Source organism: uncultured Bacillus sp. (genome assembly GCF_958411575.1).
Lineage (GTDB): Bacteria > Bacillota > Bacilli > Bacillales > Bacillaceae > Bacillus > Bacillus spizizenii.
Genome location: NZ_CATYRA010000002.1, coordinates 337,744 through 351,558 on the forward strand (window position 1 = coordinate 337,744; position 13,815 = coordinate 351,558).

At 42.4% G+C, this 13,815-nt stretch carries 17 protein-coding genes; all 17 read right to left on the minus strand.

Annotation, left to right across the window (positions count from 1 at the left end; genetic code table 11):
• Positions 1-9: 9 nt before the first annotated feature.
• The 17 genes from Q5C82_RS05130 to Q5C82_RS05210 all read right to left on the minus strand — a co-directional run bounded on the left by Q5C82_RS05130 (position 10) and on the right by Q5C82_RS05210 (position 13,770).
• On the minus strand, positions 10-849 hold the full coding sequence (locus Q5C82_RS05130) for a phage tail family protein (protein WP_032727204.1): 840 nt from the start codon (positions 847-849) through the stop codon (positions 10-12).
• Entirely contained in the window at positions 849-4,727 is a 3,879-nt protein-coding gene (locus Q5C82_RS05135; protein WP_003220218.1) for a phage tail tape measure protein, read from the minus strand. Before Q5C82_RS05135 ends, Q5C82_RS05130 begins: the two co-directional genes overlap by 1 nt.
• A gap of 12 nt (positions 4,728-4,739) precedes the next feature.
• Complete coding sequence (locus tag Q5C82_RS05140) at positions 4,740-4,919, minus strand: hypothetical protein (protein ID WP_013307994.1); 180 nt, start codon at positions 4,917-4,919, stop codon at positions 4,740-4,742.
• A 2-nt stretch (positions 4,920-4,921) separates the two neighbouring features.
• Positions 4,922-5,260: a hypothetical protein gene (locus Q5C82_RS05145; RefSeq protein ID WP_003220222.1), complete on the minus strand. Its 339-nt coding sequence runs from the start codon at positions 5,258-5,260 to the stop codon at positions 4,922-4,924.
• A 54-nt stretch (positions 5,261-5,314) separates the two neighbouring features.
• Positions 5,315-5,929, minus strand: coding sequence for a major tail protein (locus Q5C82_RS05150; RefSeq protein ID WP_003220224.1), 615 nt, complete (start codon positions 5,927-5,929; stop codon positions 5,315-5,317).
• 3 nt (positions 5,930-5,932) lie between these two features.
• Positions 5,933-6,310 (minus strand): DUF3168 domain-containing protein, encoded by a 378-nt coding sequence (locus Q5C82_RS05155; RefSeq protein ID WP_003220225.1) that lies wholly within the window; start codon positions 6,308-6,310, stop codon positions 5,933-5,935.
• The gene (locus Q5C82_RS05160; RefSeq protein WP_003220228.1) at positions 6,307-6,690 is read right to left on the minus strand and encodes an HK97-gp10 family putative phage morphogenesis protein; all 384 of its coding nucleotides are present in this window, start codon (positions 6,688-6,690) and stop codon (positions 6,307-6,309) included. Before Q5C82_RS05160 ends, Q5C82_RS05155 begins: the two co-directional genes overlap by 4 nt.
• Positions 6,683-7,054: a phage head closure protein gene (locus Q5C82_RS05165; RefSeq protein ID WP_003220230.1), complete on the minus strand. Its 372-nt coding sequence runs from the start codon at positions 7,052-7,054 to the stop codon at positions 6,683-6,685. Before Q5C82_RS05165 ends, Q5C82_RS05160 begins: the two co-directional genes overlap by 8 nt.
• Positions 6,987-7,334: a head-tail connector protein gene (locus Q5C82_RS05170; RefSeq protein ID WP_003220232.1), complete on the minus strand. Its 348-nt coding sequence runs from the start codon at positions 7,332-7,334 to the stop codon at positions 6,987-6,989. The genes Q5C82_RS05165 and Q5C82_RS05170 overlap by 68 nt, the downstream gene beginning before the upstream one ends.
• A 15-nt stretch (positions 7,335-7,349) precedes the next feature.
• Complete coding sequence (locus Q5C82_RS05175; protein WP_003220234.1) at positions 7,350-7,841, minus strand: collagen-like protein; 492 nt, start codon at positions 7,839-7,841, stop codon at positions 7,350-7,352.
• A 27-nt stretch (positions 7,842-7,868) separates the two neighbouring features.
• The gene (locus tag Q5C82_RS05180; RefSeq protein WP_003220237.1) at positions 7,869-8,186 is read right to left on the minus strand and encodes a hypothetical protein; all 318 of its coding nucleotides are present in this window, start codon (positions 8,184-8,186) and stop codon (positions 7,869-7,871) included.
• Positions 8,187-8,197: 11 nt separating this feature from the next.
• Complete coding sequence (locus Q5C82_RS05185) at positions 8,198-9,391, minus strand: phage major capsid protein (protein WP_003220239.1); 1,194 nt, start codon at positions 9,389-9,391, stop codon at positions 8,198-8,200.
• Positions 9,392-9,427: 36 nt separating this feature from the next.
• On the minus strand, positions 9,428-10,054 hold the full coding sequence (locus Q5C82_RS05190; RefSeq protein WP_003220242.1) for an HK97 family phage prohead protease: 627 nt from the start codon (positions 10,052-10,054) through the stop codon (positions 9,428-9,430).
• On the minus strand, positions 10,044-11,291 hold the full coding sequence (locus Q5C82_RS05195; RefSeq protein ID WP_032727203.1) for a phage portal protein: 1,248 nt from the start codon (positions 11,289-11,291) through the stop codon (positions 10,044-10,046). Before Q5C82_RS05195 ends, Q5C82_RS05190 begins: the two co-directional genes overlap by 11 nt.
• Positions 11,292-11,296: 5 nt before the next feature.
• Positions 11,297-11,443, minus strand: a complete 147-nt coding sequence (locus Q5C82_RS05200; RefSeq protein WP_003220246.1) for a hypothetical protein — start codon at positions 11,441-11,443, stop codon at positions 11,297-11,299.
• 84 nt (positions 11,444-11,527) lie between these two features.
• The gene (locus Q5C82_RS05205; protein ID WP_003220248.1) at positions 11,528-13,237 is read right to left on the minus strand and encodes a terminase large subunit; all 1,710 of its coding nucleotides are present in this window, start codon (positions 13,235-13,237) and stop codon (positions 11,528-11,530) included.
• Positions 13,237-13,770 (minus strand): phage terminase small subunit P27 family, encoded by a 534-nt coding sequence (locus Q5C82_RS05210; protein ID WP_003220250.1) that lies wholly within the window; start codon positions 13,768-13,770, stop codon positions 13,237-13,239. Before Q5C82_RS05210 ends, Q5C82_RS05205 begins: the two co-directional genes overlap by 1 nt.
• Positions 13,771-13,815: the final 45 nt, after the last annotated feature.

Consider the following 13,815-nt stretch of genomic DNA (forward strand, 5'->3'; position numbering starts at 1 on the left):
CATCCCTCCTTACTTGTAATAAAAATGGGTATCAAATTTGATTTCAAAATCATTCGAGTTTTGTATTTCAAACTCGTTCCATCCAATATCTAAAGAAGGAAGCCGGCCAGAGGTTTTAATTCGTTTATCATTAATCACTGTATATTGTTTGATGAACGATACCTTCTGAGATCGTTGAAGCTCTTGTTCAATCTTTAGCTTTTCACCGTTCGTGTGATTCACTATTGTGACATTCTTGCCTTTCGCCCAAAAGGTAACATTGTAGTTATGCTGCAAAGTATTTACAATGGCATCCCCCGGATTATAAATGCTGAATCGCTTTTTGTTTTTAAAGTGATATTCAAGATCATCTCTCATTAAAATTCCCATTCCAGAACTCCAATGCTCTCCGGAAAAGTTTTGAGGTGTAGACGATGTGAATTTAGATTCAGCCAGCCCAAGAATGTCGGTAAACTCTACTGTGAATGTTGCATGGTTTTTCTGCTTATCTTTCGGGATAGAGAAATTTCCGTCACAAGTAACAAGAAAACGACGGTTAGGGAGCAAATCCGTTGAGATGTAATAGGGAAACGGCTGAACTAACAAGGCATAAAGTTCATGCCTGTTCTGGTAAAACGTCTCAGCAATAATTGAATCAAGAAGAAATTCAACTTTTATACTTCGCTCCTTATACACAACATCCCGGGGATGCTGCGGCAAGACTAAACCGTTTATCCTCGACATCGTTGTTGTTTCTCGCTCAATACTTGGAGAGTCGGGTGTAAAACTCCTTATACTAAAACGAGGGAGCAAGCTTGTCAGCTCTCGCTCCCCCTTTCCATCGTTAAAATCTATATATAGATCAAGCATTAACCTCTCACCCCACCTTTATAGGCACTCTGGTTGTAACGGTCCGCGCTCTTTTGATCAAGAATCTTCCCATCTCCTTTTTCAAACAGGATATTTGCAACATGCTGACCATCTATCTGAACAGGTGCAGGATAAATGACAACTGGAGCTTGGGCCATTCCTGTGCTTCCTCCTCCATCACCTGTAAGTCCCTTAGATAAAAGCGTGATCAATGCATCAAGCTTTTGGTTTAAAGATGGTGTATCTACTTCGTTTCTGACCACAAGTTCTGATTTCATGGAAATCAGCTGATCGGCCGCCCCCTTTATGTCAAAAGCCATCTGGCTAAGATCCTGTTTAAATGAGCTCATTGTGCTTTGAGCCATGGAAACAGCACTTTTCTTCACTGTTTTAGCTTTATCTTGAATTCCAATTGCAAAACCATCTGAGAAGTTGTGACCTTCCGATTGAGTCAATTTTGACGGGGAATGAGAGTCAATGGATTTCTTTAATGAACTAAGTGCAGATTTACCAAGTTTCCATGCTGCACTAACAAGTGATCCATTTAGAGACCCCATTCCATTTATAAATCCAGTTACAAAGTCTTGACCTACACTGTTTGTTTTAACGCTTTTTAAACCTGTCTTTGCACTATTAGACACATTTTTACCTGCAGAATTTGCGTTACCTTTTTGGCTGTTCAATCCTCTCGCTAATTCATTTCCAGCCTTTTTACCGCCACCACCGTCGGTTGTTTTACCCAATGCACCTGTAACAGATGAACTAAGAGAACCAGCAGCCGATGTATTGGCACCTTTAGTGGAATTTAAACCAGCTTTATGTTTATTTCCCTTGTTCTGCCCTGCTGAATTGGCCTGCCCGCCGCCCTTAGCAAGTTCACTCAATACAGCTTGCCGCAAGACAGAACCACTTTGTACATTTGAGTTTTTGGTAGAGTCTAAACCTGATTTTAGAGCATTTCCCTTAGATTTACCGGCTTGGGCAGGTGTAGCAGTATCAGACTTCAATGAATTATTTAAAGCCTGCTGTAAAACCGTTCCTTCTCCGACAACAGCCGGCTTTGCTTGTTTTAAGCCGCTGGCAAAGTCACGAACTACCTTTTGACCGGCAGCTTGCGTGTTACCCGGCTTATTCATTTCATCTTCTACAGCTGAGACGACTTTGCTTGCTTCTGCTCGCGCTTCGCCTTCTGTCATCCCAACGCCTTGATAAAACTCTTGAAGTGCCTGCTGTGTGGTAGCAATGGCCTCCTCTTTACTTTGGCCTAAACTTTGAAGAAACTCTATTTGTTTATTGGCCCAACGTTCCTGATAGGCTGCCTCAGATTCTTCGGTTTTAACCATGATGCCCATTGAGTTAGAAATATATTGATCTTGACGTTTTAAGGCTTTACCTGTTTCTAAGTCTAATAGTTTTCCGTCTCTCGACATTTTTGAAAAGAGTGCGCTTGAATTTTTCTCATAAGCAGCTGTATTTTCGGCCAATGCTTTTTCGTAATCAGCTTTACTCTTACTTAATAGTGTATTACGTTCCTCAACTTCCATTTCACCTTGAGCAAATAGCCTTTCAATAACATCATTCCGATAATCTAAGTCCTTTTTGGCTGCTTTTTGTCCATCTTCATAAACCTTCTTGATATCATCGTTGTACTGTTTCGCCTGTTCGAATGATAGTTTTCCTTGTTGCTCAGAAACTGCTTTTTGCATGGCAATAGCTTCTTTTTGATTGGCCGCAAACTTACTTGTAGCCTGTTCAAAGTAAGAGAGAATTTCTTTATATCTCACTTGTTGAGCTGCGGTCATTTTAGATGTAACAAAACCAGTCTCTTTTTGGATCTGTTCGAGTTCTTTCAGATTTTTCCGGGCTTCCGCCATATCCTTATCAATCGCGCCAACCATTTTATCTGTGAGCTTTTCGCCTTGTTTCTTGGTGTTCTCGTCTGTATCTTCAAATAACCCTTTGAGAACAACCAAGGCATCTTTCTTCAATGCTTCAAGCTCTTTTATCAGGCTGTCACGCATTTGAGAATATGTGGTTACAAGTTTAGAAGCCATTTTGTCAGCTTCTTCACCGGAAACCCGGCTCAATTCAAATAATTGAAGTTCAGCTTTTTCTCTTAAATCAACATATGCCGCCGCTGATTTTTGAGTTGCTTTAGAAACCCCTTCACCGTAAAGCAATGCAGCTTCCCGTGCCTCTTCCTGCTTCTTCTTTTGATTCTTTAATTCTTCATTGTAAGCATAAGTAGCAACAGTAATTCCTCCGAGAAGAGCAGTTCCGCCGACAATGGCCAAACCAACCGGACCAGTGAATGCAAGGAGAGCTCCTATACCAGCTGTTAACGTAGCGACGGCTGTCGTTACACCCAGAACGCCTGTTGCAAGTAGCGCAGTTTTGGCAATGGTTTGAACTGTGCTGGAATCCATATTATTAAAAACGGATATGATCTCTGTTCCTTTGTCGGCCAGATCACCAAGCGCCGGGAGAAGATTTTCAGTTAGTTTAATCTTTGCACCTTCAAGCGCAGACTGAAAAGCAACAATGCTGCCGTGTGCATTATCAAGCATAGTATCAGCCATTTTCTTGGCTGCACCATCTGACTTTTCAAGGGCTTTTGTATTTTCTCCAAGGGCTTTTGATCCTTTTTGGAGAAGAATTGTCCAATGTTTATACGCCTCGGCGCCCACAATTGTTTTCAGCGTAGCTGCTTGCTGCTCCTTCGTCATGCCTTTCATGCCTTTTTCCATCTCAGCAACTACTTCTGGCATACTCTTCATATTCCCAGCAGCATCAAAGAAATTAAAGCCTAATCTTTCTATTTCCTTGGCTGCTTTTCTGGAAGGTGCTGCAAGGCGGGTTAAAGATGTTCCAAACGCTTGTCCTGCTAAAGTTCCTTGAAGACCGGAATCACCAAAGGCCATAATTGCGGCAGCTGATTCCTCCATGCCCCATCCAAGTGAATGAGCATTAGGTGCCAAGAATTTCATGGCTTCACCCATCTGCTCTACATTTGTGTTTGCATTAGCAGCTGCATAAGCAATGACATCCGAAGCGTGGCCTGATTCCTTAGCTTTCAGAGCAAAAGACGACATGATATTTGACGTAATGTCTGCCGCCGCGCCCAGCTCCAATTGACCAGCAGCCGCAAGACTGAGCATCCCCGGCATAGCATCATAAATATCATTCACTTTAAATCCAGCCATAGCTAAAAAGCCCTGTGCATCCGCCGCCTGACTTGCTGTAAAGACAGTGGTTGCACCGAGCTCTTTTGCTTGCTCTTTCAATTTGGCTACCTCTGACGCTGTTCCGCCGGAGATCGCTTTTACCTTGCTCATTTGCTTTTCAAATTCCATACCGGTTTGTATGGCGTTTTTGAATGTCAAAACTAAACCACCGAAGGCCACGCCCGACGTCATTGCAACCGATGATCCCACAGATCGCATCGTACCGCCAACAGAATTCATGCGCTGCCCCATCTGTCTGATTCGCGCCGCGGCTCTTTTTGATGCACTCTCCATCTCTTTTATCTTCTGAGTCGTTTCCTTCAAGGCATGTTGCGTTCTATTCATCTGCGCAGTCGCATTGTTCAGTCGACGGGCAAGAGATTGTGTCTCTTTTGCATCCTTCCCTTTTTTGATCGCTGCATCTGCATAAGCTCTTTCAAGGCCTTTTACTTTTTGTTTATGCAGCTCAAGCTGTTGACTAAGAGTCCGGGCTGTTACTTGGGCGGTCCTTAACTGATTCCCCCACACACCGACTGCTGTACGGTTCTTCTCAAACTCAGATTTGGTATTTTTCATTTGAACAGCAATACCACGCATCTCGGTATTAAACTGCGATGAATTGGTATACAGTTTGACTTTAATATCCTTGCTCAATCGGGCACCTCCTTATCCTAAAATCTGATCTATGTACATCTGATCATTCTCATTAGGTTTCGGATTTTCAGTCGTTTCTTTTCTCCTTGCCAACCGTTTGAGATGATAAACAATGTCCATTTCGTCAATTTGGTTTTGAGAGAACCCGACTTCTTCCAAGGCGTTATACATATCCATTACAGCCTCGGACAAACTTACTCCCCCGGTTCTTCACCATCTGCATTCTGATTTGGATTTAACAGAGCGCTAGCTTCTGTTATGTTTCCAAGTACATAATTTGCAGTAGCATAAATTGTTCTACCAGCTAGTCGGGAATCGATTCCCTCTTCAAATTGATCAAGCGTGAATTTATTTCCGAATACATTACAGACAAATTCATTTTGTTTTTCAGTAAACAGCCTGTCAGTATCGTTAGATTCAAAGTCTTCCGCAATAGCCGCAGCACTGCGAAACAACTTTCCGGAAATGAAGTCTGGTGTCACAAACTTTTTGTCTTTCCCGTCAATTCTTAGAGTGATTGTTAAAGCCTCCACTTTCATTCCTCCTTTTAATTCAAGAAAAAAGAGCGCTTAAAGCGCTCAGGTTATTTATTTACCGACGTCAACAACTTCATCATTTCCGCCAGAAGTAAAACTATCTTCGTTATAGACAACTTGTCTGAACCAAGTATCAGCATTAATGCCGTTTCCTTCTTCGGCTTTAGCTTCCCATCTTCTCTTTCCTTTTTTCACATTGGTCAGTGGACTAAATTTAATTTTCACTTGAGTAGATTGTGGTGACGGTTTTCCTTCTTCCGTTTTATGTTCAACTGGTACCAGTTCCGGCTTCCCTTTTAAGGCCCAATAGTAACGGTACCCACCAGTTGAAATTTTAGCGCGAAAACCCAGTGCAATCTCTAACGGCCTGTCATCCGCACTAGAGAAATGAATGCCCTTTTCAACCGTTTTCCCGAAAATCCTCGCCTGCATATCAAGGGGTAAATCTGCGACTTCCATTTCACCGTCAATGTCTCCTAAGCTGCTTAGCTGTGCATACGCACCGTTATCCGCATAGAAAGTTTCTGTTTCAGACTTCGGATCAAGTTTCATACTAACCGCGCCTGGTAATTCCTCCGGAACCGAAAATTCAAGTTCACTTTTTGTATCTTTCAAAACTTCCGCGATATGGAACATGTCCAATCCAGTTAAGACTCTTCCTGACATCTATTATTCCTCCTTAAAATAGCCTTTCACGTATCTCATTGCTTTGTGATAGACTTTGGTGTCTGCTTCATATAATGGTTGCGAATCATACCGGCCATAACCGATTGAACGCATTAACTTATCTATTTCATTAGCAATCGGCTTTTCAAATTTCCGCGTACTTGACTGAGTGAATATACTAATCTGAAACCGCACTTCAAAGCAGTATGCTTTGTTATCTGCATAACCGGCATCAGCATCTTTAAGCTCATAAAATATGACCCTCGGAAAAGCATTCACATCATTTGCGGTAAGATTATGAATTCCGCCCGTTACTAATTCATCCAATTTAGAACTGGACGTAAAAGTTTTAACCAATTCACTAACCGGGTCCATCGTCATTTGATCGGCGCTGTAAGGATTCTCTGCATGACCTCAACAGCGCGCGCCTCCCCTTCTTCTCCGCCTTTTTCAATAAAGGGATGCGGCGGCATTTTTGAAGTGCCCCATTCTAAAAATCTGGCCCGATAAGCGACTTTTTTATTCGGACCAACAGAAACAAATTTCTCTCCGTCCTTGGATTCTCTTGCGTTAGAGACTGTAATATTGTCTTGCATATGAGGCTGTTGTTTATCACTTCGGTTAACGTGGCCGCGCTGCCGTTCAGCAATAATCTCACCGCCAGCCTTCAATGCTACAGGTTCAACCTTTTCAACATCTCCGCCGATTTTTTCAAAATACCGTGTTAAATCATCAAGGCCGTCAATGTCCATATTAGCCATTCAAACCAACCTCCTGACACATGATCTCAAGCTCTTCCTTGTTATCCTCGGGATCATTAAAATCTATTACATCAAAAGTGCGGAACATCGGTTCATTCTTTTCATCTCGGCCGACACATTCAACAATCCTCATATCTCGTTGAACGTCATTCCGATAACGTATGGTGATCTTTTTCGGTGATTTGACTCCCCATGCTCCCGCGACAACAGATTCATTGTTTCCGAGAGAACTAAATCCTTCTATAGCTCCCCATACAGTGAAAAGATCAATATATCCCTCATTCCAATTCAGCTCTTCATCCTGTATCGACTCCTTCTTTTGAAAGGTCAGTCTGTGCCGAAGTTGGCTGATCTTTTTTTTCATCTTCTTGTTCCTCCACAGATATATAACGCAGCTGCGTCAGTATATTTTCAGCAGTAAAAGGGATAGACGATCCGGCACCCCCGGACTCATATATCCCTTTGTTTTCATACCAATGTTCAACAAGCATCTGAAGTACCAGCTCAAATTGCGGGTGCCCTTCAATATACCGGCCTATTCCATTTATGATATAGCTTTTGGCCGCCGCTATTTGTTTCAAGAGTTGGCGATCATCTTCTTCATGATCGACCTTTAAATAGTTTTTAATAGCCTCTAAATCCATTTAATACACACCGCCTTATTCTTGTGGCGCTTCATCTGTTCCTTTAAGCGTCTGCACCTCATTTTTCAACTCATCAATTTGTTTTTGCAACTGGTTAAATACTGTTTTTACATCTGAATTTAAATTGTCCATCATGACACTTCCAGAGCCAATGTTATTGCTGCGAACAGACTTGTCCCCCAACATTTCGTGAGTAATAGAGCCTTCTTCAATTACAGCTGGATCGCCCTTTGGACCGGGCTCACCCTGAGGCCCGGGTTCACCCTGAGGCCCGGGTTCACCTTGAGGACCGGGCTCACCTTGAGGACCGGGTTCACCTTGAGGGCCGGGTTCACCTTGAGGGCCGGGTTCACCTTGAGGGCCGGGTTCACCTTGAAGTCCTTTCACATAAACAGGGTTATCCTCACTGTTTTCTTTTAGATAAACAGGTGTAATTGCTTTACCGTCAGCCCCTTTTTCTGATGATGTTTTTACTCCGCCACTCTCATAAAGATAATCTTCTGCCATCTTCACTCATCCTTTTCTTTATATTTTTCATTCAGTTGCAGCTGGTTCTGTTTTCGCTGTCTCTAAAGCTTTTAATCTATTTTCTAAACTTGAAAGTCTTTCTGTGATAGCTGAATTCAAGTGCTCTTCCATTACACTTCCGGTGCCTATATTGTTGCTGCGGACTGATTTATCCGCCAGCATTTCATGGGTTACACTTCCGGTGCCGGGTTCTGCTTGGCTGCCGCCGTCTAAACTGACTTCTTGTCCATCCTTAATGACCTTGCCTCCGGCAATTTCTAAAACACCGCCAATAACGGTACGATCCCCGCCATCAGTAGTGTAATTTTTAGTAGAGTAGCTCACAATATCTCTCCTTATTCAACTGTGACTTGTCCAAATACTACAGCATCTTCATCCCACTTACGGACATCTTCTCGCTCAATACCTCTGACTTTTGTTGAATTTGTTTCAAATGCTCCTGCCCCTGTATCTGTGGATGCGATTGACTGTTGTTCACGATCAAACAGAACAATCGCTTCTTTTAAATTCCCGATGATGAGGGGAGCTTTACCTTTTTGAGTTTTTAATACTCTGTTAGTAAAAGGTACGACAGGTCGTCCATCAAGTAATTTCTTTGTAGGATTGGTTGGGTCTGGCTGTAATAAGTATCTGCCTGTGCCATCTTTAAGCGTGTCTAACCAATCGTATCCGTCTTGGTTTGTCATCACGATAGACCCCGGCGAAACCATCGGATCAAGCGTGACGTTTAACACTTTTTTAATACCATCTAAACCATCAATATCCACTTTTTTCAATGATGCAATTGCAGCCAAAATCAAACTGTTACGGGTAACAACTGATTTCTTTGCGAACCATCTTGCTACATATGACATGATCGCTTGGTCAGAGTCGTTCAACATTGAATTTGATAGGGTCATGATGCCACCATAATCCACGATTGAGTAGGATATTTTTGTGAATTTAGGCTGATCAATCTCAGGTAAATTCCCCAATTCCTCTACAGGCGAAAATGGCACCATATCAGCATTCTTTTCAAGCAAACGAGTTCCAGAACGAGTTGTCACAGGTTCAACGGTTACGTATTGTTCCAATGGCTCAAACTGACGTTTAAATTCATGAATTTGTCTTCCAATGTCTTCAGGGATCAAAATTCCGCCGTCTTCATCATTTATACCCGACATGGCTCTGAATTCTGGGCTATCCAGAAGGTCACGCTCTTCATCGGTAAGTCTTTTCCCTCTCAATCCTTTAAGGAAAGCTTTAGTGTATTGCTGTTGCCTTTCCTCTTTTCCTTGATCTTGTGAACGCTGCCCTTCTGGATTCCGCTCCTGCTCCGGCACAAAATTCACTCCTCCCGGCAAGTCAGGCACATCAAGTGAACGTCCTTCGGTCATCAATTCAATTTGATTCTTGAGCTGTTTCACTTCATCAAGCAAGGCACGGGCCTCATCTGTTTTCCCCTCCTGCAGCGCCTTGTCTGCTTGTTGCTTCTTTTCAGTAAATTGCTGTCTTAATTGAATTTCTTTTTTGCTCATTTGCATTGGCATATAGGTTTCCTCCTTATTTAGACACAAAAAAAGACCTTACTCCGGGAGTACAAGGTCAAGTAATTCCAATTCCATTTTTAATGTTTCATCTGATGCGTTGCGGCTCTCCTTCAATTGCTCCACTTTTTCCAAGCTGCGGGCGCCTACGACTGCCTCTGTATCGCTATACGCCGGCGTCGTCACAAGAGATATATCAAAAATACGATGTATTTTGTTAATTCTTCTCTCGTAGATGTCCTCATCTTCATTCAGCCGCCACTCGTCCGCTTCTGCGTCTCCATAATCGAGTGAAAAAGCAAAAGAGCATTGATTAATAACACCGCTGCGGACATTCTCCATTAAATCACGAGCATATGACGTGTCTGAGGGCTTAAATCTGAATTTGAGACCTATTCCATCTATTTCAAGGTCAAGACGCCCAGAATCGCCTGAAACAGTATTTCTCGCCAAAGGAAAGTCTTGCTGATGATTAAAAAGAGCAATAACGTTTGAAAGATCGGCTGAATCAAGTGCATTCCTGCTTATAATCTCCTTGAACCATCCAAGACGCTCTGACCATTTTTCAAATTTCAAGGCATATCCTTCGACAAATTCGCTTTGCCCTTCACCTTCTGAACGTATTTCAATGGGTGTTGTTAACTGCCGAACCTCTTTATCCTTCATTCTTGATGTCACCCCCTTTCACGGCACCGCCAGCTTTAAGACGCTGATATTCTTCCATGAAATCAAGGAACACATAATTTAAGCTGGCAAGATATTTTTCACCGTGTGGAATCGGATTGCGTTCAATGAGCTCTCTAATTTCGTTTTTATTCAGCACTCCTGTTTCATGCATTGTTTTAAAATACTCAGCCTGCGACTGGCTATCTCCCCGCAGCTCACTGTCGACATTGAATTTTACATAGTGGCCGCTTCTTTGGTTGTGATCCATAAATAATTTGACGTTGAGTTCTTGTTCAAAATTCACGATCCACGGCTGCAGAGTATTCCTGACATATTCAATAGACTGATGCTCAATATTGGAGAAGGTTGCTTTATCCAATTCGTTGAGTTTATGCAACGGCACTTTATAGATCATTGAAATTTGCGCTTTATTAAATTTCATAGACTCGACAAATTGAGCTTCTTGCAATGGCATAGAAATAGATTGATATTCTAAACCATTGTCGATGATCGCAATATTTTCGCCCTGGTTTACTCTTTTCCATTCTTTACGAACATTCTCTTTAGGCTTCTCATCTAAAAAAGCAGGAACTTTCAAGATTCCGCGCGGTGTTGCTTCATTTTTATACAGCTTGGCATTGTATTTTGTGGCGGCCGATTGTGCCCCGATATGTTCCCGCACTACCCCTATGGGTGATTTTCCGTGTATGCCATCTGTTGAAAGTCCTTTAAAATGCAGCACTTCATGATCATACAGCTCCACGGTCTTTCCATTGACGACCGTTTGATACCACAACATGCCCGTATTCGGACTAATATAAGCGTTTGTAGTCTCAGGCCGTAAAGGAGACAGCGCTTTTGGATAACCGTTTTCACCGAATTGGATATATGAGTAACCATTTCCCCACGTCAGTACTTGCGTCATCATCAACTTTTTCCATACAAAAGCCGTCATATAAGGATTAGGACGTGCATAAACAGCGTAGGCAGTGGGATGATCCGGATTACGTTCTATGCCGTTTTCTGTTTTCTGAAACGTATGGATCGGAAGCTTCGCTATATCATCTGATAATACATTCACGCAAGCAAAAACATCAGGCTGCACCAATGAATTTCTTTCATTTACAGTTTCACCGCTTGCTGTTTTCCGGCCGCCGAATAAATTTACAAATAAATCATTGAAACCGTCTATATCCGTTGAACCAGACCGTTTTTCAAACATCCGATCTATTAGCAATTATTTCACCTCGCTTTCTTGGTCAGAAGATAGGCATAAAACATAAAAAAGACACCCGTCAGAATCAGACCGATGTTTGTATTCCATCTATAAGCAGCTGTCAGGATAAAGCCTGCACCCGTGATGAACAGCAGATCATTTAATATCAACAAGAAAAAAGAAAACCCTCTTTTCATAACTCTAGGGTTAAACACGGCGGCAAAAAAAACACTAACCTTTTTCATACTTCTCACATCCTAAAAACTGAAATTGCCGGACCCAAAATGTTCATTCAAATCAACTCTTCCACTATTGCCGAAGTACATCGCACGGGCATACGCATTTATAACAGCTGCAATGGGGTCAATCCTTTGCGGCGATTTTGCTTTATCCAGCATAATATTTTCCTGCGGATCAATTTTCATGATCGCGTTATTGATCGCCCATGTTAAAACTGGATCATCACCGTGTATGATTTTCCCCTCATAAACATTTTCACGAAAGCTCTTAGTTGGTAATGAAAGATGATTTATTCTTTGCGGCATCTCAACAGTCGTAAGCCCTTTTGATTCAAGCCGTTGAGCTAAATGAAGAGCGTTCCATTTGTCATATACGATCTCTTGTGGCCGAAAACGATGTTTATGAATGAATTCCATGATCCATTGTTCGACTCGTTGATAATCAACTGCTTCCCCTGCTGTATACGTGATGTAACCCATCTCTTTCCACAAGTCATATGGCACCTTATCGGTGGCCATTTTTTCCTTTGCTCGTGCCTCCGGCATAAAGGAATGTTGTCCAACGTAGAACAAACCTTCCTGCACGGCCACATATCCAACGGATGTTAAGTCTGTAGTCATTGACAGATCAAGCCCAAGGTAAACCGACATGCCCTGTAAATCAGGGATTTCGCCGCTGCATGCCCGCCATTTTGTCATGTTCATATATCCATTATCCTTTTGATCAACCCATCGATTCATATTTTTTGTCAGGAAGCTTCTCATTTTCTCTGGAACTTCCAATGCTACTTTTAAGGCTGACCGTAAAGACTCCATGCCTTCTGGATATGTTGCAACAATCGGATTAGCTTTAATCCAATTTGATTCGTCTTTTATATCGTCCTCTGGATCAAGCTCACAGATCATAACAAAATAATCATCATTCTCCGTGTCAATGTCCGGATCAAGTATTTTACTTGTATATTGATATTCCCTGAAACACGGCCTTTCCATATGAAATCCGGCTGTCGTAATAACAGCCATTAACGGGCTGCGGCGGGCGACCATACCACTATCAAGAACATCATATATTTCACTTGTTTCATGAGCATGATATTCGTCCACTATCCCAATAGATGGGTTTTTCCCGTCCCCTAACTTCCGGGCTTCACGAGATAAAGGCTGAATGATGGAGTTTGTCTTGTATTTTTTGACTCGCCCATTGGCTGAGGAGTATTTCCCTTTCAGTATGGGCGCATGATGCAGCTGTTCGAGTATGGCTTGATAAACCTCATCGGATTGTTCTCTGGACCACCCGGCGATAAATACCCGGTGTTTTTCTTGCGTCGGAAAAATCTCATATGACGCCATTAAAGCAAGAAACTGTGATTTCGCATTTTTCCGGGCCAGCTGGATATAAACTTTTCGAAATCGCCGAGCACCGTTTTCTTTTTTATAAAATCCGTAGATATTAGCCGCTATAAAAAGCTGAAAGTCTGTAAGTTCAATTGGCTGTCCGGCAAGAATCCCCTCGACGTGTCTGAATTGCCTTGCCCATTCATAAAAATCGACAACAGCCTCGGCATCAAAATAATAAGGGCAGTCATCATCTGCAAGTCGTTCAACATCTCGAAAAAAGCGCTCAACAGCCCATCTGTGCTTTTTGCTTGCCTTGATTTCACCAGAACGGATTTTCTCAGCGTATGACCATACCCGTTCAATGAGAATTTCGGCATTAATCTCTTGCATTACATGCGGCCCCCGAACCGTTCTTCCTCTTTTGACTTCGGTTTCCCATCATCTTTTTTCGGGATGACAAGTCTACAGCGAGAGGAAATGGTCAGCCCTAAATCACTTGAAGCTTGCCGGCATTGTTTAAATAGCTTGTCCTGATTAATTAACAGCTCGGAATAGTCATCATTTGTGACTTGTTTTTCATGTTCCCCAATAACATTTCCCGCTTGATCAAGGTCCTTGACGATAATTGTCTTCATCGGTCCCTGTTCAAGCAATTGATCAGTGATCTGGATGTAAAGTTTACGGGCATATAAAAAACGGGCGAGCGCATCAACATCTAAATTGGTCATAATCCCGATGTTTTTTAGCTCGTCCGCTATCTTTTTAAACTCTCTTTTTAAGTCTTTTGGCAAATAAGAAGGAGCTTTTACTTTGTCGTTTGGTGCCTTTATTTCCTGTGCTCGACGCTCCTCGATCTCTTGCTGTGTCAGATGTTTCTTCCCTTTCACCAGTAGCAAGTCAACTGGTTGCCGCGGTCTAGCCATTCCCTCACCTCCTTCCGAATTTTCATTTAGGGAATTTTTCAAAAT